Below are 22407 nucleotides of genomic sequence, written 5' to 3'. Positions count from 1 at the left end.
GTTATTTCACTTCGAGGGTATTGATAATATTTTCCGCAGCGGTTTGCGCCTGCTGCTGATTATCTGCCGGCAGCGTCACCTGGAAGGTGAGCAGTTTATTATCGACTTTACCCAGCACAACAGAGGACCACGCGGTCTGGCCTTTAGCGGAGATAATGCTGTCGAGCTGCTGCAGCGTCTGGCCTTTCAGTTCGATGGATTTATTGGTAACCACCTGCAGCTGCGGATCGCGGCTGCGCTGCTGATCTTCCAGACGTTTCGCCAGCGTGCTCAGATCGTCTGGCGTGTTATCGCCAACAATCACAATCACCGCTTTTTGCCCCGTCGCATCGGAATAGACGTGCATATTATTCGCCTGGGTGCCCAGCTTGCCGCTCTGATCGGTCATATCCGCAGGCAGCGAGAAGTTGAGTTTGCCGTCGAGCAGAGTTACCGGCTGTCCATTGGCGTTGCTTTCAGCGGCAGCGCCCTGAGCAGGCTTTTTGCTGTCGCTGTTATCACAGGCGGCCAGCCCAACAACCAGCAGGCCGATACCGACATATTTCACCAGATTGCGCATTAACTTCTTCCTTTCGATTAACAGCCATAACGGCTTATCGGCGCATCTTATCACATCTGCTAAGCCGTACCTTTAACTCACCTGTAACGCGCTAATTTCAGATTTGTCTGCCAACTTTTTTAGCAGCATATTCAACAACACACCGTACATCGGCAGGAAGAAAACGATGCTGATAAACACTTTGAAGCTGTAATCCACCAGCGCGATTTCCGTCCAGTGCTGCGCCATAAACGCATCGGGGCTGCGCCAGAAGGCAATAAAGAAAAACGCGGCGGTATCGCTGGCGTTACCGAATACCGTGGAGGCCGCAGGGGCAAGCCACCAGCGACGGTTCTGACGCAGCCGGTTAAAGACATGCACATCGAGAATTTGCCCCAGCGCGTACGCCATAAAGCTGGCGGCGGCGATACGGGCGACAAACAGATTGAAGTGCAGCAGCGCGCCAAAACCTTGCCAGTTGCCCATGTAAAACAGCGAAGAGATAACATACGAAGCCAGCAGCGCAGGCACCATCACCGCAAAAATTATCCGCCGGGCCAGAGGCGCGCCGAAAATGCGCACGGTCAAATCCGTCGCCAGGAAGATAAACGGGAAGCTGAACGCGCCCCAGGTGGTGTGGAAACCGAAAACGGTGATCGGCAGCTGTACGAGGTAGTTACTGGAGATGATCACCAGCAGATGAAACAATGAAAGCCAGAACAGCGCCTTCATGCGCTGAGCGTCGGAAAAATGCGTCATATTGTGACCTTTTTGGTAAATGGGGTGAGGGAACCCAGTACGTATTATGCTCTGACAAGCAGAGCCGCCGCATGATACTGCAATCGGAACGGGATGCAATGGTTAATTTTAACGCAATCGTTAACCTCTCTTGCGTCACAAAAAAGGCGGCGTAAACTAATGCGGTTTTTTCCATTGCGAGATGAAGATGACCGATCCGTTTTCCACCGCCGACCATACGCTGGATGCTCAGGGCTTACGCTGCCCGGAGCCGGTGATGATGGTGCGCAAAACCGTACGCACGATGCAGCCAGGCGAAACGTTGCTGATTATCGCCGACGATCCGGCAACCACCCGCGATATTCCCGGCTTTTGCCGCTTTATGGAACATGAGCTGATTGCCGGTCATACCGAGTCGTTACCGTATCGCTATCTGCTGCGTAAAGGCCATTAAGCCTTACTGCGTAACAGACGCAGCGCGTTCGCCGTCACCAGCACCGTTGCGCCCGTATCCGCCATCACCGCCAGCCACAGCCCGGTTACGCCTACAAGCGTCGTCACCAGAAAAATGGCTTTCAAACCAAGCGCCATAGCAATGTTCTGGCGAATATTGCGGTGCGTGGCGCGCGCCAGGCGAATCATCTGCCCAAGGCCGGTAAGCCGGTTATGAGTTAATGCCGCATCGGCGGTTTCCAGCGCCACGTCCGTTCCGCTGCCCATCGCGATGCCTATCGTTGCGGCTTTCATCGCTGGCGCATCGTTAATGCCGTCGCCAACCATCGCCAGTGCGGCCTGCTGATTAAGCGCGCGTACCGCAGACACTTTATCTTCCGGCAACAGCCCGGCGCGAAACGCCAGTCCTAATTCGGCAGCAATAGCCGCCGCGGCGCGTGGGTTATCGCCGGTAAGTATAACGCCCTGGATACCAAGGGCGTGCAGGCCAGCAACCGCCTCTTTGGCATCGTCGCGCAAGGTGTCTTGTAAACCAATGGTGCCGATAACGTCCCCGGCGCGTTGTACCACTACTACGGTTTGACCGCGACTTTCCTGCTGTGCAATCTGCGCCAGCAGGCTTTCATCCCCCGCGCCTTGCCCGAGTTTGTCCGGCGCGCTGATAAGTATCTGCTGACCGTTAACCGTCGCTTCAATACCGCGACCCGCCAGCGCGCGTTGCCCGTGGGCCTGAGGAATAAGCAGCTTCCGGCGCTGGGCTTCCAGCACAATGGCTTGCGCCAGCGGGTGAGTGGAACCCTGTTCCACCGCGGCGCTCAGGGCCAGCAGTTCACTCTCGTCCGTACCGGAGAGGGGCGTGATTGTCGTCACTTGCGGCTTGCCGACAGTGAGAGTGCCGGTTTTATCAAACGCCACCTGGCGAATGCTGCCAAGCTGCTCTAACGCCGCGCCGCCTTTAATTAACGCGCCGTGCCGCGCCGCTGCCGCCAGCCCCGAAGTGATCGCCGCCGGGGTAGAGATCACCAGCGCGCACGGGCAGCCAATCAGTAGCAGCGCCAGCCCTTTGTAGATCCACACCAGCCAGGGCTGGGCAAACAGCAGAGGCGGGATGATGGCCACCAGCAGCGCCACGACCATAATGGCCGGGGTATAAATGCGGCTGAAGCGATCGATAAAACGCTCAATGGGCGCGCGGCGCTCTTCGGCCTCTTCAATCAATTTCAGAATGCGGTCGATGGCGCTTTCACCCGACTTTGAAACCACCTCCAGCGTCACCAAACGATCGACGCTGGTCGCCCCTGCGGGCACGCTTTCGCCCTGAGTGCGTTCGACGGGCACCGATTCGCCCGTCAAGGCGCTTTCGTCAAAGCTGGCAAAGGGCGAGATAAGACGCCCGTCCGACGGCAAACGTCCGCCAGCCGGGACTTCAATCACATCGCCCGGCTGTAAGTCGCTGGCGGCAACGCGCTGGCGCTCGCCGTCGCGCAGGCGAATGGCGCTATCCGGTTTAAGCGCCATCAGCGCACTGACGCCGCGACGGGCGCGGCTGGCGGCCCAACCTTCAAGGCGTTCGCCAATTAAAAACAGCACCAACACCATTGCTGCTTCCGCTGTCGCACCAATAAACAGTGCGCCGATGGCCGCTACGCTCATTAACGTTTCGATGGCAAACCAACTGCCGCTTTTGATTAAGCGCAGCGCCTGACGGGCAATGGACCACAGCCCGACCAGCGTTGTGACAATAAACGCCGCCTGGCCGAGAGGATGATTGAACTGTTCCAGCCCCCAGCTCAACGCCATCATGACGATTAAAACCATCAGCGCCAGGTTCTCGCGCAGCGGCGAGGGAGCGGGCGCAGGCGCACTATTTTCACCGCGTAGCTGATATCCGGCCTGCTCAACGGCTTGTTCGACGCGCTTACGCACATCATCTTGCGCAATGACCGTTAGCTTTTCGGTGGCAAAAGCAACCTGCACCTGGCTGACACCGTTAACCTGGCGTACCGCATTCTCCACTTTGCGGGCGCAGGCGGCGCAGTCCATTCCCGCTACCCGCCAGCTGTAACGTTCGCCGCTGGCATTAAGTTCAGGTTCAGGTTGCTGACATTCGCCAGTGGTGCAGCACGATGCGGGCTTCTCTTCGACGGGACGCAGTTTAACCGCCGCGAATTGCGGCGTTTTTTTCGATTCTGCTGAGGGGACTGACATTGCATCCTCCGGTGAATGATAATTTTCTCATTAACCGGAGTATGCACTCTGGAGTCGACTCCAGAGTCAAGGCTTTTAAATATAGAGCGAACGGACAATCAAAAAGTGCCCGGCAAAATAGCAGGCGGAAGAGATGGCGTTGTCGGCGCGAAAACGTCTGCGGTAATGGCTACCCAGCCATACCACATTGCCGATCAACAGCAGCGACGCACCAACAAAGGCCGACAGAGCAGGGCTGGTGGGGCGGAAGAACCACAGCTCGCCCGCCAGCCATACCATCACCAGCGTCATGGCAATAAAGGTACATACCGCCGTGCGCAATTCTTCCAGCCGTGTCCATATTACGGCTATCAGCAGCGCACCGATGACCAGCAGCACCAGCGGCAGCGGCCAGAAGAAAGAGAAGGTCATCTGGCTGGCGAAATAAATGGTGTAAAGCAGATGCGCGAGGAAGAACGCGCCAATGGCGTAGAGCAATTTTTGTCGCGGCAGCAGCGTGAGCGCATCACCGACCAGCGAGGCGCACAGACCCGCCAGTACCAGGTAGCTGATGGCATCCAGCATGGGCGCTTGCCAGGCCAGTAACAGCAGGAGTAAGAGCGTAACGGGTTTAAAAACCCAGCGTTGCCAGACCGGGCCGCGATACGAAGCATCAACAAATAACCAGCCGGACAGGCAGACGGCGATAAATGACCACAGCATAAATAACTCCCTGTATCTGTTATTTTTGGTAAAACACTCCTACTCAGTGTAGTGGTGGGAAAAGGATGATGACAATGCTATTTGCGCCGCGCTAAGCTCAATTCCGCTTTTTCCGACAGGTATTCGCGATGAACAAACCTCCGCTTTTTTTCCTTCTCGTCATCGGGTTGATAGTGATTTTTGCCTCTTTTCGCTTTGTTCAACAGCAGCGCGAAAAGACCAACAACGATAGCGTTGTGCAGCAGCAACAAGAGGTGGTGGTGAGTACAAAGCGGGAAATTCCGCAGAACCCGCGCCTTTCGCAGCAGCAACAAGTAACGCCTGCAGGGACTGATATACGCTATGAGGCAGTTTTTAAGCCCCTGACGGGAGGGCCAGAGATGACGTTTCGTGTAGATGCAAAGCAGTACCATGAGCTGACGGTTGGCGATAAAGGGGTAGTGCACTATAAAGGGACGCGTTTCGTCGACTTTACACCAGAAGCGGCCCGGTAAGCGTTCAGCTCCCGGACCATGCCACTATTTCTTCTCTTTTAACTTCTTCTGCCAGATAAGCAGTTCAAAGACGCCAAACAGGAAAATACGGATCTGCTCCGCTTTGGTCATCTGTGGGCCATCTTTCGGCAACGCTGTTTTCAACATCGTGGCCTGCAAAGCATGCATAAAGACGGTGAAAACCAGCGCGACGTTGACAAAAATATTCAGCGGGCGTGGAAAGGGCTTAATCAGATTAAGGATCAGAAAGGCCCAGATGCAGAGCATCATCAGGCGTCCAAGATTAATTAACAGCGGCATGCTTCTCTCCTTGTGCTTCGCGATGATACAGACGATACGCTACCTGCCCGGCGACTTTTTCCCGATGCAGTTTCCAGTGCGTGGGCACAGGGGGCAAGCCATTTTCAACTTCGCTTTCGATATAGATTAGCGCCTCATCGGCGAGCCAGCCGTTGTTTTCCAGCAAATGTAGGGTTTCTTCCAGCATCCCTTTACGAAACGGCGGATCGATAAACGCAATGGTGTGTGGCGTACCGGGGTTGGCTAAAAAGGTCAGCGTATTGGTGTTCACCACTTTCCCATTAATCGCTTTGAGGGTTGCCAGATTTTGCTGTAACTGCTGGGCGACGCTACGCTCCATTTCCAGTAAGGTTGCGCTGGCGGCGTAGCGGGAGAGCGCTTCCAGCCCCAGCGCGCCGCTGCCGGCGAAGCAGTCGAGACAGCGAGCGTCAACCATTGACGGCGCCAGCCAGTTGAATAACGTTTCACGTACGCGATCGGTGGTCGGGCGCAGGCCGGGGCTATCCGGAACCGGTAATTTACGGCCTCGCCACTGTCCGCCAATAATGCGTATTTGGCCGGCGGCGGCACGGGTAGGTTTCTTCATGGTTATCGCTTTGCTCATCATTTCGGCCTGCTATTCTAGCGGTCTGACGAAAGAGGTGAAACCCTAATCCTCAGGCCGTGATGCCCGTTGAGGAAAGTGGTAGACTATCCGGCTAATTAACAAATGATTTCAGTCCCTGCCGTGCAGACGGGCTGCGCCATGAAATAACAGCGAGGAGTGTGGTCGGCAATGGCAAATGAGAAGAAACGTGGCTTTTTTTCCTGGCTCGGTCTTGGACAGAAAGAGAAGGCTGAAGAGCCGAAAACCGAAGAGCCAAAAACCGAACAGCAGGAAGTAACGCAGCCGCCAGAAGAGACGCCGGTTGTTGAGCCTGCCGCCGACAGCGAAAAATTCGCCGAAGAGGTTGTTGAAGTCAGCGAACAGCTGGTACACGAGCATGCCCCTGAGCAGACGGTCGAGGAACCGAAACCGGCCGTTATTGAACATGAAGAGCTGCCGCTGCCGGAAGAGATTACGCAGCAGGCGATTGATGCCGAAGAGTGGCAGGTGGAAGCCGAGCCCCTTGAAGAAGGCGCGCCAATAAGCGATGAAGAGCTTGATGCGCAAGCCCTTGCCGCCGAAGCCGCGGAAGAAGCCGTTGTTGTTGTACCCGTTGAAGAGCCCATGCAGGAGCAGGAGAAGCCGACCAAAGAGGGCTTTTTCGCGCGGCTGAAACGCAGCCTGCTTAAAACCAAAGAAAACCTCGGATCCGGATTTATCAGTCTGTTCCGCGGCAAGAAGATCGACGATGATCTGTTTGAAGAGCTGGAAGAGCAGCTGCTGATTGCCGATGTTGGCGTGGAAACCACGCGCAAAATCATCACCAATCTGACGGAAGGTGCGAGCCGCAAGCAGCTGCGTGATGCGGAAGCGCTGTATGGTCTGCTGAAAGATGAGATGAGCGAAATCCTCGCCCGCGTGGATGAGCCGTTAAATATCGAAGGCAAAACGCCGTTTGTGATTTTGATGGTTGGCGTTAACGGCGTCGGTAAAACCACCACCATCGGTAAGCTGGCGCGCCAGTTCGAGCAGCAGGGTAAATCGGTGATGCTGGCGGCGGGTGATACCTTCCGCGCCGCTGCGGTCGAACAGCTGCAGGTGTGGGGCCAGCGTAACGATATTCCGGTGATCGCCCAGCATACCGGTGCGGACTCCGCGTCGGTGATTTTTGACGCTATTCAGGCGGCGAAAGCGCGCAATATCGATGTGCTGATCGCCGATACCGCCGGTCGCTTGCAGAACAAAGCGCACCTGATGGAAGAGCTGAAGAAAATTGTCCGCGTGATGAAGAAGCTCGACGAAGATGCGCCTCATGAAGTGATGCTGACGATTGACGCCAGCACGGGGCAAAATGCCATCAGCCAGGCCAAATTGTTCCACGAAGCCGTCGGCATCACCGGGATTACGTTGACCAAGCTTGACGGTACCGCCAAAGGCGGCGTGATATTCTCCGTGGCGGACCAGTTTGGTATTCCGATTCGCTACATTGGCGTCGGCGAACGTATAGAAGATTTACGTCCGTTTAATGCGGGCGATTTTATAGAGGCACTTTTTGCCCGAGAGGATTAACAATGATTCGCTTTGAACACGTCAGCAAAGCCTATCTCGGTGGGAGACAAGCGCTGCAGGGGGTGACGTTTCACCTGCGGCAGGGCGAGATGGCATTTCTGACCGGGCATTCCGGTGCGGGGAAAAGTACCCTGCTGAAGCTTATCTGTGGTATTGAGCGGCCGAGCGCCGGGAAAATCCACTTCGGCGGCCACGATATTTCCCGTTTGAAAAACCGGGAAGTCCCGTTTTTGCGCCGTCAGATCGGCATGATTTTCCAGGATCACCATCTGCTGATGGATCGTACCGTGTTCGATAACGTGGCGATCCCGCTGATCATTGCGGGAGCCAGCGGGGATGATATTCGCCGTCGTGTTTCGGCGGCGCTGGATAAAGTCGGGCTGCTCGACAAAGCGAGAAGCTTCCCGATTCAGCTCTCCGGCGGTGAACAGCAGCGTGTGGGGATTGCCCGTGCGGTGGTCAACAAACCCGCCGTGCTGCTGGCAGATGAACCGACCGGGAATCTGGATGAAGCGCTGTCTGAAGGGATTCTGCGTCTGTTTGAGGAATTTAACCGCGTGGGGGTAACGGTGCTGATGGCAACGCACGACTTAGGGCTGATTTCCCGTCGTTCGTACCGCATGCTGACCCTGAGCGACGGCCATTTGTATGGAGGCCAGGCGGGTGAATAAACGCGACGCAATGAATCATATTCGGCAGTTTGGCAGCAGGCTGGATCGCTTTCGTAAATCCTCTTCGCCTTCTGGTGACGGTAACCGCAGCGCGCCGCGTCGCGGTAAAGCGGCGGCGAAAGCACCCTCGCGTAAAAGCAACGTGTTTAATGAACAGGTGCGCTACGCCTGGCACGGCGCGGTGCAGGATCTGAAAAGCAAACCGCTGGCGACGTTTCTGACGGTGATGGTAATTGCCATCTCCCTGACGCTGCCCAGCGTCTGCTATATGGTCTACAAAAACGTTAACCAGGCGGCGTCGCAGTATTACCCTTCGCCGCAGATAACCGTCTATTTCGACAAAGCGCTGGATGACAACGCCGCGCAACAGGTGGTGGGACAACTGCAGTCCGAACAGGGTGTGGAAAAGGTCAATTATCTGTCGCGCGAGGATGCGTTGGGCGAGTTCCGTAACTGGTCCGGTTTTGGCGGCGCGCTGGATATGCTGGAAGAGAACCCGCTGCCCGCCGTGGCGGTGGTGGTGCCGAAGCTGGATTTCCAGAGCACCGATTCCCTGAATACCTTGCGCGATCGCATCTCACATCTGCAGGGCATTGATGAGGTGCGAATGGATGACAGCTGGTTTGCGCGGCTGGCGTCGCTGACCGGGCTGGTCGGGCGCGTGGCGGCAATGATCGGCGTGCTGATGGTGGCAGCGGTGTTCCTGGTGATTGGCAACAGCGTAAGGCTGAGTATTTTCGCCCGCCGTGATTCCATCAACGTACAGAAACTGATTGGCGCGACGGACGGTTTTATCCTGCGACCTTTCCTGTACGGTGGCGCGCTGCTCGGTTTTTCCGGCGCGTTTTTATCGCTAATTTTATCTGAAATTTTAGTGATGCGTTTATCCTCGGCGGTCACCGAAGTGGCGAAAGTTTTCGGCACACAGTTCGAGCTGAGCGGCCTCTCCTTTGATGAGTGCCTGTTACTGCTGCTGGTGTGCTCGATGATTGGCTGGCTTGCCGCCTGGCTGGCGACGGTGCAACATTTACGTCACTTTACTCCGGACTAAAAAATCTCTGATATAATCCTTCCCTGCACGTGAAATATTCACGCTGCAGGGAAGCATAAAATCACTTCTGCCACTCCTTGCGCCGGTTTATCATTCTTGTGTCACATTTTGTGCGTAATTTATTCACAGACCCGCAAGGAACTTGTGGATAAAATCACTGTCTGATAAAAGAGTGGATGCTATTCTCGTTGCTCAAAATCGCTGGCATGTTTGTTGCCTGATGGGGACAAGCCGCCGCCAGCTGAAAAGTGAATTGAGAGGATTTGAATGACCAAAGAAATGCAAACTTTAGCTTTAGCCCCTGTTGGTAACCTGGAATCTTACGTCCGGGCTGCGAACGCATGGCCGATGTTGACGGCTGATGAAGAGCGGGCACTGGCTGAAAAGCTGCATTACCAGGGCGATCTGGAAGCAGCGAAAAAGCTGATTCTGTCTCACCTGCGCTTTGTTGTTCATATTGCTCGTAACTACTCGGGCTATGGTCTGCCGCAGGCGGATCTTATCCAGGAAGGTAATATCGGCCTGATGAAAGCCGTACGCCGCTTCAACCCTGAAGTCGGTGTTCGCCTGGTCTCTTTCGCCGTGCACTGGATCAAAGCTGAGATCCACGAGTATGTACTGCGCAACTGGCGCATCGTGAAAGTCGCGACCACCAAAGCTCAGCGCAAGCTGTTCTTTAATCTGCGCAAAGCTAAACAGCGTCTGGGTTGGTTCAACCAGGACGAAGTGGAAATGGTGGCCCGTGAACTCGGCGTAACCAGCAAAGATGTGCGTGAAATGGAATCGCGTATGGCGGCGCAGGATATGACATTCGATATGACGTCGGATGATGATGCGCAGGACAGCCAACCGATGGCTCCGGTGCTCTATCTGCAGGATAAATCGTCTAACTTTGCCGACGGCATTGAAGATGATAACTGGGAAGAGCAGGCCGCCAACAAACTGACGGATGCGATGCAGGGTCTTGACGAGCGCAGCCAGCACATTATTCGTGCCCGCTGGCTGGACGAAGATAATAAGACCACGCTGCAGGAACTGGCCGATCGTTACGGCGTTTCCGCAGAGCGCGTGCGTCAGCTTGAAAAGAACGCGATGAAAAAACTGCGCGCCGCTATCGAAGCCTAAGCGCAATGCAGTGAAAAAGCCGGGTCGGCGCAAGCCTCGCCCGGCTTTTTACTGTCTGAATTTCCTACTCTGGTTTTATCCCCCCCTCAACGTCTCTCCCATCCGTGCCGGGAAGCTCTCCCTTCGCTTACGCAAGAGCGGTTAAAACATCGCTTTATCAAAGGCGCTATATACTTGGTAAGCGGACATTTACTGACAGGGGGCAAGCAAGGTGAAGAATAACGAATTAAATCAGCGCCGTTTACAGGCGACGCCGCGCGGAATTGGCGTCATGTGCGATTTTTACGCTGAAAAGGCAGAAAACGCCACGCTGTGGGATGTAGAAGGCAATGAAGTGATCGACTTTGCCGCCGGGATCGCGGTGCTAAATACCGGTCATCGTCATCCGAAAGTGATGGCGGCGGTAGAAAAACAGCTGCAGGCATTTACGCACACCGCTTATCAAATCGTTCCTTATGAAAGTTATGTCGCTTTGGCGGAACGCATCAATGAACGCGTGCCCATCGCTGGCCCGGCGAAAACGGCCTTTTTCTCTACGGGGGCGGAAGCGGTAGAGAATGCCGTTAAAATTGCCCGCGCTTACACCAAACGGCCGGGAATTATCACCTTTGGCGGCGGTTTTCATGGCCGCACTTATATGACCATGGCCCTCACCGGCAAAGTCGCGCCCTACAAAATTGGCTTTGGCCCGTTCCCCGGTTCGATCTATCACGCGCAATACCCGAATGAACTGCACGGTGTGAGCACCGCAGAGGCGCTAAAAAGCCTCGAGCGCATCTTCAAAGCGGATATCGCCCCCGATCAGGTCGCGGCGATCCTGCTGGAGCCGGTGCAGGGCGAAGGCGGCTTTAATATCGCACCGAATGATTTTATGCAGGCTCTGCGCAAGCTATGTGATAACCACGGAATTTTGCTGATTGCCGATGAGGTACAGAGTGGTTTTGCCCGCACCGGTAAGCTCTTCGCCAGCGAATATTACGATGCGAAACCGGATCTTATCACCATGGCGAAAAGCCTCGCCGGTGGATTGCCGCTCTCTGCAGTAAGCGGGCGTGCGGAAGTGATGGATGCCCCCGCGCCAGGTGGTTTAGGCGGAACCTATGCGGGTAACCCGCTGGCGATCGCGGCCGCCCATGCGGTGCTGGATGTGATTGAAGAGGAAAATCTCTGTGAACGCGCCAACCATCTGGGTCAGCATCTGGTGGAAGTGCTGAACCGCGCAAAAGCGCAGTGCCCTGCGATCGCCGATATACGCGCCCAGGGCTCGATGGTGGCGGTCGAGTTTACCGATCCGCAAACCGGCGCCCCTTCGCCAGAGTTTACTCGTCAGGTTCAAGATAAAGCACTGGCCGCCGGTTTGCTGTTATTGAGCTGCGGCGTTTACGGTAACGTCATCCGTTTTCTGTATCCACTGACTATTCCAGAAGTTCAGTTCCGTAAAGCGCTGGACATTATCGCCCAGTCGCTGACCCGCTAATCATTCAGCCGCCTTATAGGCGGCTTACACACAACCTGCAAAATTGTTATTCCCAAATGTGAAAAATGGGGTATGTTTTAGCAGAGTATGCTGCTCAGGCACGGGCAAAAGCGCTAAAAACGACTATCATATTCTTTGCTTATCTTAATAAGCGAGACAATGTGCCACATAACAACATCACAACAAATGCAATAACCATAACAATGGGGAAACTCAGGATGAAAATGAAGGGCAAAGCGTTACTGGCAGGATGTATTGCGTTAGCAATGAGCAACGTGGCATTCGCCAAAGATATTAAAGTTGCCGTTGTCGGTGCGATGTCCGGTCCGGTTGCGCAGTACGGCGACCAGGAATTTACCGGCGCGGAACAGGCCATTGCCGATATCAACGCCAAAGGTGGAATTAAGGGCGACAAACTGGTTGCGGTAAAATATGACGATGCCTGCGACCCGAAACAAGCGGTAGCGGTCGCCAACAAAGTGGTCAACGACGGCATTAAATACGTTATCGGTCACCTCTGCTCCTCTTCGACTCAGCCCGCGTCTGATATCTATGAAGACGAAGGCATTTTGATGATCACGCCTGCGGCGACGGCGCCTGAACTGACGGCGCGCGGCTACAAACTGACGATGCGCACAACCGGTCTGGACTCCGATCAGGGCCCGACGGCGGCAAAATACATTCTGGAAAAAGTGAAGCCGCAGCGTATCGCCGTGATTCATGATAAGCAGCAGTATGGCGAAGGTCTGGCGCGCGCGGTGCAGGATGGTCTGAAAAAAGGCGGCGCGAACGTGGTCTTCTTTGACGGTATCACCGCCGGTGAGAAAGACTTCTCCACGCTGGTTGCGCGCCTGAAAAAAGAGAATATCGATTTTGTATATTACGGTGGTTACCACCCGGAAATGGGGCAGATCCTGCGTCAGTCCCGCGCCGCTGGCCTGAAAACCAAATTTATGGGGCCGGAAGGCGTAGCGAACGTCTCGCTGTCTAACATCGCTGGTGATTCCGCCGAAGGTATGCTGGTCACTAAACCGAAAAACTACGATCAGCTGCCAGTGAACAAACCGATTGTCGATGCGATCAAAGGCAAGAAACAGGATCCAAGCGGCGCATTCGTCTGGACCACTTATGCCGCGCTGCAATCACTAGCTGCGGGCCTGAATCAGTCGGCTGAGCCGTCCGAGATCGCAACTTACCTGAAAGGTCACTCAGTGGATACCGTTATGGGGCCGCTGTCATGGGATGAGAAGGGCGATCTGAAAGGCTTTGAGTTTGGTGTCTTTACCTGGCACGCCAACGGTACAGCCACCGACGCCAAGTGATCCTGAACTGACCGTCGCCTCCCTGCGAGGCGACAAAGGTTAGCCAGTCACCCATTCTCTGCCGGATACGCACGCGCTATCCGGCATTTTTTTAGCGTTTTTCCCACCCGTTTTGCTGGGCGGTAAAACCCAGCGCCTGGGTAAACGCGGCCATTACGCTGCGGTCTTCAACACCCACATCGCTGATCCACCAACTGGTGACAGAGGGGTTATCGCGCATCACCTCTTCCACCAGATATTGGCCTACGCCGCGGCGGCGAGTGATATCGCGTACGCGCAGAGAATCCAGCGCACCTTCGCAACCGCGTAGCGTGACGCGCACGGCGGCGAGCAAGCGATCGTTAAAGCGCGCCGCATAGATACGGTGCGTCTCATCCACCTCGAGAGAAGCGGACGAATATTCCGGCCAGACTTTCGCTAAATCAATATGATCCTGCCCGGTGAATGTCTCCAGTCGGATGATAGTCAATTTCATGTACTGCTTGTCCAAAAGGCAAAATGTAGGGTGAGTGTAAACACTTTCTCCTGCCAGCAAACAAGGGATTTTTATTTTTCATTCAACAGGTGAATAATTTTGCCGAGGTCGCTGGGGCAGCGGGAAACATTGAAGATCGAAAAACACCCAGGATTTTAACCTGACTGCCAGGGATTTATTCCGCTTTATGTGCCATGATTTTATGCTACAGGCGGGGCTTTTATTTGTTTATCTCGGCAAGAATACAGAATATTATCTCTGCTTAATCGCCTGAAAAATAGAGGTTTTAGTATGGTTTTTGCGAAAAAATCGCGCTAAGCCCTTAAAGGCACTGGTAAAAATAGCATTGTCGATTAATAGTACAGAATGCTTTTTAACCATTATAAAACAAAATTATTACATGAATAATTCGGGAACATGATGCTTTGATATCTGTTACCTGAAGCAGAAAGTATCAACACGACATCACGAATGGGGATCTACAGCAATGAAAAGGAACGTGAAGACCTTAATCGCGGGAATGGTTGCCCTTGCGATGTCTCACGCGGCCCTGGCGAAGGATATTAAGGTGGCGGTTGTCGGTGCGATGTCCGGTCCGGTTGCCCATTGGGGTGATATGGAGTTCAACGGCGCGCGACAGGCTATCCAGGATATCAACGCGAAAGGCGGCATCAAGGGCGACAAACTGGTCGCCGTGGAGTATGGCGACGCCTGCGATCCCAACCAGGCCGTTGCGGTGGCGAACAAAATCGCCAATGACGGCGTGAAATATGTGATTGGCCATCTTTGCTCATCATCGACACAGCCGGCATCCGATATCTACGAAGAAGAAGGCGTTCTGATGATAACGCCTGGCGCCACCAACCCCGAACTGACCCAGCGCGGCTATCAGTACATTATGCGTACCGCCGGGCTGGACTCTGCTCAAGGGCCGACCGCCGCGAAATACATCCTTAACAACGTCAAACCGCAGCGCATCGCCATCATTCACGATAAGCAGCAGTACGGCGAAGGTCTCGCCCGCGCCGTGCAGGAAGGGCTGAAGGCGGGCGGTGCAAACGTGGTTTTCTTCAACGCTATCACCGCCGGTGAGAAAGACTTTGCTGCGCTGGTATCACGTCTGCAAAAAGAGAAAATCGACTTTGTCTACTACGGGGGTTACTACCCGGAAATGGGACAGCTACTGCGCCAGGCGCGCGCCATCGGCCTGAAAATCCAGTTTATGGGACCCGAAGGCGTGGGTAATGCGTCGCTGTCAAACATTGCGGGCAATGCGGCGGAAGGCATGCTGGTGACGTTACCGAAACGGTATGACCAGGATCCGGCGAACCAGAGCATTGTCAACGCCCTGAAAGCGCAGAAAAAGGATCCGAGCGGCCCGTATGTCTGGATAACCTACGCTGCTGTGCAGTCGCTGGCGACGGCGCTGGAACGCACTGGTGAACGTGAACCGCTGGCGCTGATAAAAGATTTAAAAGCCAACGGGGCTAAAACCGTGATTGGGCCGCTGAACTGGGATGAAAAAGGCGATCTGAAAGGATTTGAATTTGGTGTCTTTCAATGGCACGCCGATGGTTCGTCGTCCGTGGCGAAATAACTGTCATCCCTCTCTTTGGGCGAAAAGTTTAAAGAGAATTTAGAAGGTTACGTTATGTCCGAGCAGTTTCTTTATTTTGTGCAGCAGATGTTTAACGGCGTCACGCTGGGAAGCACCTACGCCTTGATCGCCATTGGTTACACCATGGTTTACGGCATTATCGGCATGATCAACTTCGCCCACGGCGAGGTCTACATGATCGGTAGCTATGTCTCCTTTATGATTATCGCCGCCCTGATGATGATGGGCATCGACTCAAGCTGGCTGCTGGTCGCCGCCGGTTTCGTGGGTGCCATAATTATTGCCAGCGCCTACGGCTGGAGCATTGAGCGGGTGGCTTATCGGCCGGTACGCAACTCCAAGCGCCTGATTGCGCTGATTTCCGCCATCGGTATGTCTATCTTCCTGCAAAACTACGTCAGCCTGACGGAAGGGTCGCGAGATGTGGCGTTGCCGAGTCTGTTTAACGGTCAATGGACTGTCGGCAGCAGTGAAAACTTCTCCGCCGCCATTACTACCATGCAGCTGGTTATCTGGATTGTGACCCTGGTGGCCATGCTGGCGTTAACGCTGTTTATCCGGTACTCCCGCATGGGGCGCGCCTGTCGCGCCTGCGCAGAAGATCTGAAAATGGCGAGCCTGTTGGGCATCAATACCGATCGTGTTATCGCTCTGACCTTTGTGATTGGCGCGGCGATGGCGGCGGTGGCGGGCGTGCTGCTCGGCCAGTTCTACGGCGTTATTAACCCCTATATCGGTTTTATGGCCGGGATGAAGGCGTTTACCGCCGCGGTGCTGGGCGGTATCGGCAGCATTCCTGGCGCGATGATCGGCGGCCTGATTCTGGGCGTGGCTGAATCCCTCTCTTCGGCGTACCTGAGCACCGAATATAAAGATGTGGTGTCGTTCGCGCTGTTGATTGGCGTACTGCTGGTGATGCCGACCGGCATTCTCGGCCGTCCGGAGGTTGAAAAAGTATGAAACCGATGCATTTTGCCATGGCGCTGCTGTCTGCGGCGATGTTCTTCGTGCTGGCGGCCGTCTTTATGGGCGTTCAATTGCAGCTTAACGGCACCAAACTGGTGGTCGATACCGCGGCGGATATTCGCTGGCAGTGGATCTATGTCGGTACGGCGGTGGTGTTCTTCTTCCAGCTGATGCGGCCTGTTTTCCAGAAGAGCCTGAAAGGGGTTTCCGGGCCAAAATTCGTGCTGCCGGCGATTGATGGTTCAACCCTGAAGCAGAAGCTCTTTCTGCTGGCGCTGCTGGTCATTGCCGTGGCGTGGCCGTTTGTTGTGTCGCGCGGCACGGTGGATATTGCCACCATGACGATGATTTATATCATTCTCGGCCTCGGGCTGAATGTGGTGGTCGGGCTTTCGGGTCTGCTGGTGCTCGGCTACGGCGGTTTTTACGCCATTGGTGCTTACACTTTCGCACTGTTAAATCACTATTACGGCCTCGGTTTCTGGACCTGCCTGCCGCTGGCGGGGCTGGTTTCCGCCGCCGCCGGTTTCCTGCTCGGCTTTCCGGTCCTGCGCCTGCGCGGTGACTATCTGGCGATTGTGACGCTGGGCTTCGGTGAGATTGTACGCATCCTGCTGCTGAATAATACCGAGATCACCGGCGGTCCGAACGGCATTAGCCAGATCCCGAAACCGACGCTGTTCGGTCTGGAGTTCAGCCGTACCGCCCGTGAAGGGGGCTGGGATACCTTCAGCAACTTCTTCCACGTCGCTTACGATCCTGGCGACCGCGTGGTGTTCCTCTACCTGGTGGCATTACTGCTGGTGGTGCTGACGCTATTTGTGATCAACCGCCTGCTGCGTATGCCGTTGGGGCGCGCGTGGGAAGCGCTGCGTGAAGATGAAATTGCCTGCCGCTCGCTGGGTCTCAACCCAACGCGTATTAAGCTGACGGCGTTTACTATCAGTGCCGCCTTTGCCGGCTTTGCCGGAACGCTGTTTGCCGCGCGCCAGGGTTTTGTTAGCCCGGAATCCTTTACCTTCGCCGAATCGGCGTTTGTGCTGGCGATTGTGGTGCTGGGCGGAATGGGTTCGCAGTTTGCGGTGATCCTCGCGGCTATCCTGCTGGTGGTCTCCCGTGAGCTGATGCGTGACTTTAATGAATACAGCATGTTGATGCTGGGTGGTTTGATGGTACTGATGATGATCTGGCGTCCGCAGGGCTTGCTGCCAATGACCCGTCCGCAGTTGAAATTGAAAAACGGGCAAGCGAAAGGAGAGCAGGCATGAGTCAGCCACTGTTATCCGTAAACGGCCTGATGATGCGCTTTGGCGGTCTGCTGGCGGTAAATAATGTCTCCCTGGAGCTGCGCCCTCAGGAAATTGTCTCGCTGATTGGTCCGAACGGTGCGGGCAAAACCACCGTGTTTAACTGCCTGACGGGTTTTTATAAACCGACGGGTGGCACCATTATGCTGCGCGACCAACATCTGGAAGGGCTGCCGGGGCAGCAAATCGCGCGCATGGGCGTGGTGCGTACTTTTCAGCACGTGCGTCTGTTCCGCGAAATGACGGTGATCGAAAACCTGCTGGTGGCGCAACATCAGCAGTTGAAAAGCGGTGTTTTCTCCGGACTTTTAAAAACTCCGGCGTTTCGCCGGGCGCAGAGTGAAGCGCTGGATCGCGCCGCTACCTGGCTGGAACGTATCGGTTTGTTAGCGCACGCTAACCGCCAGGCCAGTAATCTGGCGTATGGCGATCAGCGCCGTCTGGAGATTGTTCGCTGCATGGTGACGCAGCCGGAGATTCTGATGCTGGATGAACCGGCCGCCGGTCTTAACCCGAAAGAGACCAAAGAGCTCGACGAGCTAATTGTCGAACTGCGTAATCATCACAACACCACCATTTTGCTGATTGAGCACGATATGAAACTGGTGATGGGCATTTCCGACCGCATTTACGTGGTGAACCAGGGCACGCCGCTGGCGAACGGTACGCCGGAAGAGATTCGTAACAACCCGGACGTGATCCGTGCATACCTGGGTGAGGCATAAGATGGAAAAAGCGATGTTATCTTTTGACAAAGTTAGCGCTCACTACGGCAAAATCCAGGCGCTGCATGATGTCAGCCTGCATATTAACCAGGGTGAAATTGTCACCCTGATTGGTGCCAACGGCGCGGGGAAAACCACGCTGCTCGGCACCCTGTGCGGCGATCCGCGTGCCAGCAGCGGGCGAGTGGTATTCGATGGCAAAGATATTACCGACTGGCAGACGGCGAAGATCATGCGCGAAGCCGTGGCGATTGTACCGGAAGGCCGTCGCGTCTTTTCGCGTATGACCGTTGAAGAGAACCTGGCGATGGGCGGATTTTTTGCCGACCGCGCGCAGTATCAAACCCGCATCGAAAGAGTGTATGAACTGTTTCCGCGTCTGCATGAACGTCGTATCCAGCGTGCAGGTACCATGTCGGGCGGTGAGCAGCAGATGCTGGCGATTGGCCGTGCCTTAATGAGCCAGCCGCGTTTATTACTGCTCGATGAGCCGTCGCTGGGCCTGGCACCGATTATTATTCAGCAAATCTTCGACACCATCGAGCAGCTGCGCAAAGAGGGGATGACCATCTTCCTGGTGGAACAAAACGCCAACCAGGCGCTGAAGCTCGCCGATCGCGGCTATGTGCTGGAGAACGGCCATGTGGTGCTGGAAGACACCGGTGACGCCTTGCTGGCTAATGAAGCGGTACGCAGCGCTTATTTAGGCGGTTAACTCTTTTTCAACGAAACGAAGGAGCCTTTTGGCTCCTTTTTTGTAGATACCGCCATCTTTCCTTCACGCTTCTATCATCCTGCCGACATATCCCTGACGCCTGGCTGTCATTTATTTGTAATCAAACAGTTATTTTTCTGTAATTCGCGCATGTCATGTTACCTCGCGAGCACAAAAAGCGTGAAAACGCGCATTCCGCATAACAAGAGAGAGAACAATGACAACGTTACGACATACAGCTTTGGCTCTGGCGATGGGGTTAGTCTTTGCAGGCAACGCCATGGCCGCAACCACCATTCCGTTCTGGCATTCGATGGAAGGGGAGTTAGGTAAAGAAGTTGACTCCCTGGCGCAACGTTTCAATGAAACCCACCCGGATTACAAAATCGAACCGGTGTACAAAGGTAACTATGAGCAGAACCTGAGCGCGGGTATTGCCGCGTTCCGTACCGGTAACGCACCGGCTATTCTGCAGGTTTATGAAGTAGGCACCGCTACCATGATGGCCTCGAAGGCAATCAAACCGGTCTATCAGGTATTTAAAGATGCGGGCATCAACTTTGATGAAGGCCAGTTTGTGCCGACCGTCTCTGGTTACTACACCGACGCTAAATCGGGCCATTTACTCTCTCAGCCCTTTAACAGCTCCACGCCGGTGCTCTATTACAACAAAGATGCCTTCAAAAAAGCCGGTTTAGATCCGGAACAACCGCCAAAAACCTGGCAGGACCTGGCCGCATATACCGCGAAGCTGAAAGCTGCCGGAATGAAATGCGGTTACGCCAGCGGCTGGCAGGGCTGGATCCAGATTGAAAACTTTAGCGCCTGGCACGGTCTGCCGGTAGCGACGAAAAACAACGGCTTTGACGGTACCGATGCGGTACTGGAATTTAATAAGCCGGAGCAGGTGAAACATATCGCCATGCTGCAAGAACTCAACAAGAAGGGCGATTTCAGCTACTTCGGCCGTAAAGATGAGTCCACCGAGAAGTTCTATAACGGCGACTGCGCTATCACCACCGCCTCTTCCGGCTCGTTGGCCTCTATCCGCCAGTATGCCAAATTCAACTACGGCGTAGGGATGATGCCGTACGACGCTAACGTCAAAGGCGCGCCGCAGAACGCCATTATCGGCGGTGCCAGCCTGTGGGTTATGCAGGGCAAAGACGAGGCGACTTACAAAGGTGTAGCCCAGTTCCTCGACTTCCTGGCGAAACCGGAAAACGCAGCCGAATGGCATCAGAAAACAGGCTATTTGCCGATCACCAAAGCCGCTTACGATATGACGCGCCAGCAGGGTTTCTATGAGAAGAACCCCGGTGCCGATATCGCCACGCGTCAAATGCTGAACAAGCCGCCGTTGCCGTTCACCAAAGGGCTGCGTCTGGGCAATATGCCGCAGATTCGTACCATTGTTGACGAAGAGCTGGAAAGCGTCTGGACCGGGAAGAAAACGCCGCAGCAGGCGCTGGATTCCGCTGTTGAGCGTGGCAATCAGCTGCTGCGCCGCTTCGAGCAGTCTACCAAGTCTTGATTTTGTGAATGTATGCCGGATAAGCCCCCTTATCCGGCAGATGTCTTCGGCCTGGTTAATGCCAGGCTGTTGCTTTCCATCCCGTTTCGAAAAGAGTTGCCTATGTCCTCATCCCGCCCGGTGTTTCGTTCGCGCTGGCTCCCCTACGTGTTGGTCGCGCCGCAGCTGGCGATAACCCTTATTTTCTTTATCTGGCCCGCGGCCGAAGCGCTGTGGTATTCAGTGCAAAGCGTCGATCCCTTCGGCCTTTCCAGCCAGTTTGTCGGGCTGGATAACTTTGTCGCACTGTTCCACGACAGCTATTACCTGGATGCCTTCTGGACCACCATACGCTTTAGTACGCTGGTGACGGTGAGCGGCCTGCTGGTATCGCTGTTTTTCGCCGCACTGGTGGATAACGTGGTGCGCGGCAGCCGAATTTATCAAACGCTGATGCTGCTGCCCTATGCCGTTGCGCCTGCCGTGGCCGCCGTGCTGTGGATATTCCTTTTCAACCCCGGTCGCGGGTTGATTACCCATTTACTGGCGCAGTTCGGTTACGACTGGAACCATGCGCAAAACAGCGGCCAGGCAATGTTTCTGGTGGTTTTTGCTTCCGTCTGGAAGCAGATAAGCTACAACTTCCTCTTTTTCTTTGCCGCGCTGCAGTCTATTCCCCGCTCGCTGGTGGAAGCTGCCGCGATTGACGGTGCCGGGCCAATCCGCCGTTTCTTTAAGCTTTCCTTACCGCTGATTGCGCCGGTGAGTTTTTTCCTGCTGGTCGTCAACCTGGTGTATGCCTTCTTCGATACCTTCCCGGTTATCGATGCGGCGACGGCCGGCGGGCCGGTACAGGCCACCACGACGCTGATTTATAAAATTTACCGCGAGGGGTTTGTCGGCCTGGATCTTTCTGCGTCCGCCGCCCAGTCGGTCGTTTTAATGGTGCTGGTGATTGTGCTGACGGTGGTCCAGTTCCGCTATGTTGAAAGCAAGGTGCGCTACCAATGATTGAGAACCGCCCGGGGCTGACGTTGTTCAGCCATATCATGCTGATTCTGGGGATCGCGGTGGTGCTGTTTCCCCTGTATGTCGCCTTTGTCGCGGCGACGCTGGACATCAACGGCGTTTATAACACGCCGATGACGCTGATTCCCGGTACGCATCTATGGGAAAACCTGCGCGCTATCTGGGTCAGCGGCGTTGGGGTCAATAGCGCACCGTTTTGGTTGATGTTGACCAACAGCTTCATCATGGCGTTGGTGATAACCGTCGGCAAAATTTCCGTGTCGATACTCTCCGCCTTCGCCATTGTCTGGTTTCGCTTTCCGTTGCGTAACCTGTTCTTCTGGATGATCTTTAGCACGCTGATGCTGCCCGTTGAGGTGCGTATTTTCCCGACGGTAGAAGTGATCGCCAACCTGAAGATGCTCGACAGCTATACCGGTTTGACGCTGCCTTTAATGGCCTCGGCGACCGCCACGTTCCTGTTCCGCCAGTTCTTTATGACCCTGCCGGATGAGCTGATGGAAGCCGCACGTATTGATGGTGCCTCGCCGATGCGCTTTTTCCGCGACATCGTGCTGCCGCTGTCAAAAACCAATCTCGCGGCGCTGTTCGTCATCACCTTTATTTACGGCTGGAACCAGTATTTGTGGCCGTTGCTGATTATCAGTGACGTCAACCTCGGCACCGCCGTAGCGGGGGTAAAGGGCATGATCGCCATCGGCGAAGGCACCACGCAGTGGAACCAGGTGATGGCAGCCATGCTGCTGACGCTGCTGCCACCAGTGATTATCGTTTTAGCCATGCAGCGCGCCTTTGTGCGTGGGTTAGTGGACAGTGAGAAATAAG

General features: G+C 55.0%; 23 protein-coding genes. 16 read left to right on the top strand and 7 right to left on the bottom strand.

The features are described from left to right. Nucleotide 1 precedes the first annotated feature (1 nt). Nucleotides 2-559: a DcrB family lipoprotein gene (locus RW65_RS16030; RefSeq protein ID WP_039057784.1), complete on the bottom strand. Its 558-nt coding sequence runs from the start codon at nt 557-559 to the stop codon at nt 2-4. Nucleotides 560-631: 72 nt separating this feature from the next. Further along, complete coding sequence (locus tag RW65_RS16025) at nt 632-1297, bottom strand: 7-cyano-7-deazaguanine/7-aminomethyl-7-deazaguanine transporter (protein WP_039057783.1); 666 nt, start codon at nt 1295-1297, stop codon at nt 632-634. Nucleotides 1298-1484: 187 nt separating this feature from the next. On the opposite strand from RW65_RS16025, the gene tusA reads away from it, so the two are divergent. After that, complete coding sequence (gene tusA / locus RW65_RS16020) at nt 1485-1730, top strand: sulfurtransferase TusA (RefSeq protein WP_072037784.1); 246 nt, start codon at nt 1485-1487, stop codon at nt 1728-1730. Here the strand turns inward: tusA and zntA are convergent. Together zntA and RW65_RS16010 are read right to left on the bottom strand one after the other, a co-directional pair. Continuing rightward, the gene (gene zntA, locus RW65_RS16015) at nt 1727-3937 is read right to left on the bottom strand and encodes a Zn(II)/Cd(II)/Pb(II) translocating P-type ATPase ZntA (RefSeq protein ID WP_039057781.1); all 2211 of its coding nucleotides are present in this window, start codon (nt 3935-3937) and stop codon (nt 1727-1729) included. The two genes, tusA and zntA, sit on opposite strands and share 4 nt — an antisense overlap. A 75-nt stretch (nt 3938-4012) precedes the next feature. Continuing rightward, nucleotides 4013-4639 carry a lysoplasmalogenase gene (locus RW65_RS16010; RefSeq protein WP_039057780.1) on the bottom strand — a complete coding sequence of 209 codons (627 nt, stop codon included), beginning with the start codon at nt 4637-4639 and terminating at the stop codon, nt 4013-4015. Between the two features lie 128 nt (nt 4640-4767). Between RW65_RS16010 and RW65_RS16005 the strand changes: the two genes are divergently transcribed. Next, nucleotides 4768-5133 (top strand): DUF2500 domain-containing protein, encoded by a 366-nt coding sequence (locus RW65_RS16005; RefSeq protein WP_039057779.1) that lies wholly within the window; start codon nt 4768-4770, stop codon nt 5131-5133. 24 nt (nt 5134-5157) lie between these two features. On the opposite strand, the gene RW65_RS16000 is transcribed toward RW65_RS16005, so the two are convergent. Together RW65_RS16000 and rsmD are read right to left on the bottom strand one after the other, a co-directional pair. Next, nucleotides 5158-5427 carry a DUF1145 family protein gene (locus tag RW65_RS16000; RefSeq protein WP_156124017.1) on the bottom strand — a complete coding sequence of 90 codons (270 nt, stop codon included), beginning with the start codon at nt 5425-5427 and terminating at the stop codon, nt 5158-5160. Beyond that, the gene (gene rsmD / locus RW65_RS15995) at nt 5417-6019 is read right to left on the bottom strand and encodes a 16S rRNA (guanine(966)-N(2))-methyltransferase (RefSeq protein WP_156124014.1); all 603 of its coding nucleotides are present in this window, start codon (nt 6017-6019) and stop codon (nt 5417-5419) included. The genes RW65_RS16000 and rsmD overlap by 11 nt, the downstream gene beginning before the upstream one ends. A gap of 189 nt (nt 6020-6208) precedes the next feature. Between rsmD and ftsY the strand changes: the two genes are divergently transcribed. The 6 genes from ftsY (at nt 6209) to RW65_RS15965 (ending at nt 13234) form a co-directional block, all read left to right on the top strand. After that, nucleotides 6209-7588, top strand: coding sequence for a signal recognition particle-docking protein FtsY (gene ftsY / locus RW65_RS15990; RefSeq protein ID WP_039057776.1), 1380 nt, complete (start codon nt 6209-6211; stop codon nt 7586-7588). Between the two features lie 2 nt (nt 7589-7590). Continuing rightward, the gene (gene ftsE / locus RW65_RS15985) at nt 7591-8259 is read left to right on the top strand and encodes a cell division ATP-binding protein FtsE (protein ID WP_039057775.1); all 669 of its coding nucleotides are present in this window, start codon (nt 7591-7593) and stop codon (nt 8257-8259) included. After that, nucleotides 8252-9310, top strand: coding sequence for a permease-like cell division protein FtsX (gene ftsX, locus RW65_RS15980; protein ID WP_039057774.1), 1059 nt, complete (start codon nt 8252-8254; stop codon nt 9308-9310). Before ftsE ends, ftsX begins: the two co-directional genes overlap by 8 nt. 267 nt (nt 9311-9577) lie before the next feature. Further along, complete coding sequence (gene rpoH, locus RW65_RS15975) at nt 9578-10435, top strand: RNA polymerase sigma factor RpoH (protein WP_039057773.1); 858 nt, start codon at nt 9578-9580, stop codon at nt 10433-10435. 211 nt (nt 10436-10646) lie between these two features. Beyond that, entirely contained in the window at nt 10647-11912 is a 1266-nt protein-coding gene (locus RW65_RS15970; RefSeq protein ID WP_039057772.1) for a 4-aminobutyrate--2-oxoglutarate transaminase, read from the top strand. A 218-nt stretch (nt 11913-12130) separates the two neighbouring features. After that, on the top strand, nt 12131-13234 hold the full coding sequence (locus RW65_RS15965) for a branched-chain amino acid ABC transporter substrate-binding protein (protein ID WP_156124013.1): 1104 nt from the start codon (nt 12131-12133) through the stop codon (nt 13232-13234). Nucleotides 13235-13325: 91 nt separating this feature from the next. Here the strand turns inward: RW65_RS15965 and panM are convergent, their stop codons facing one another. Beyond that, the gene (panM, locus tag RW65_RS15960; RefSeq protein ID WP_039057872.1) at nt 13326-13709 is read right to left on the bottom strand and encodes an aspartate 1-decarboxylase autocleavage activator PanM; all 384 of its coding nucleotides are present in this window, start codon (nt 13707-13709) and stop codon (nt 13326-13328) included. A gap of 487 nt (nt 13710-14196) precedes the next feature. Between panM and livK the strand changes: the two genes are divergently transcribed. The 8 genes from livK (at nt 14197) to ugpE (ending at nt 22406) form a co-directional block, all read left to right on the top strand. Continuing rightward, the gene (gene livK, locus RW65_RS15955) at nt 14197-15306 is read left to right on the top strand and encodes a high-affinity branched-chain amino acid ABC transporter substrate-binding protein LivK (RefSeq protein WP_039057770.1); all 1110 of its coding nucleotides are present in this window, start codon (nt 14197-14199) and stop codon (nt 15304-15306) included. Nucleotides 15307-15360: 54 nt separating this feature from the next. Continuing rightward, nucleotides 15361-16287, top strand: a complete 927-nt coding sequence (livH, locus tag RW65_RS15950) for a high-affinity branched-chain amino acid ABC transporter permease LivH (protein WP_039057769.1) — start codon at nt 15361-15363, stop codon at nt 16285-16287. Then, on the top strand, nt 16284-17561 hold the full coding sequence (locus RW65_RS15945) for a high-affinity branched-chain amino acid ABC transporter permease LivM (protein ID WP_039057768.1): 1278 nt from the start codon (nt 16284-16286) through the stop codon (nt 17559-17561). Before livH ends, RW65_RS15945 begins: the two co-directional genes overlap by 4 nt. Beyond that, nucleotides 17558-18325, top strand: coding sequence for a high-affinity branched-chain amino acid ABC transporter ATP-binding protein LivG (gene livG, locus RW65_RS15940; protein ID WP_039057767.1), 768 nt, complete (start codon nt 17558-17560; stop codon nt 18323-18325). The genes RW65_RS15945 and livG overlap by 4 nt, the downstream gene beginning before the upstream one ends. A gap of 1 nt (nt 18326) precedes the next feature. Beyond that, complete coding sequence (gene livF / locus RW65_RS15935; RefSeq protein WP_039057766.1) at nt 18327-19040, top strand: high-affinity branched-chain amino acid ABC transporter ATP-binding protein LivF; 714 nt, start codon at nt 18327-18329, stop codon at nt 19038-19040. A 217-nt stretch (nt 19041-19257) separates the two neighbouring features. Then, nucleotides 19258-20574, top strand: a complete 1317-nt coding sequence (gene ugpB / locus RW65_RS15930; protein WP_039057765.1) for a sn-glycerol-3-phosphate ABC transporter substrate-binding protein UgpB — start codon at nt 19258-19260, stop codon at nt 20572-20574. A 102-nt stretch (nt 20575-20676) separates the two neighbouring features. Further along, nucleotides 20677-21564 carry a sn-glycerol-3-phosphate ABC transporter permease UgpA gene (gene ugpA / locus RW65_RS15925; protein WP_039057764.1) on the top strand — a complete coding sequence of 296 codons (888 nt, stop codon included), beginning with the start codon at nt 20677-20679 and terminating at the stop codon, nt 21562-21564. Further along, nucleotides 21561-22406: a sn-glycerol-3-phosphate ABC transporter permease UgpE gene (gene ugpE / locus RW65_RS15920; RefSeq protein WP_039057763.1), complete on the top strand. Its 846-nt coding sequence runs from the start codon at nt 21561-21563 to the stop codon at nt 22404-22406. Before ugpA ends, ugpE begins: the two co-directional genes overlap by 4 nt. The last annotated feature ends 1 nt before the right edge of the window (nt 22407 follow it).

The sequence above is a fragment of the Enterobacter sp. Bisph1 genome (assembly GCF_000814905.1).
Classification (GTDB): Bacteria; Pseudomonadota; Gammaproteobacteria; order Enterobacterales; family Enterobacteriaceae; genus Kosakonia.
Note: the sequence above shows the minus strand (reverse complement) of the source record. Positions and strands in the feature narration are given on the sequence as shown.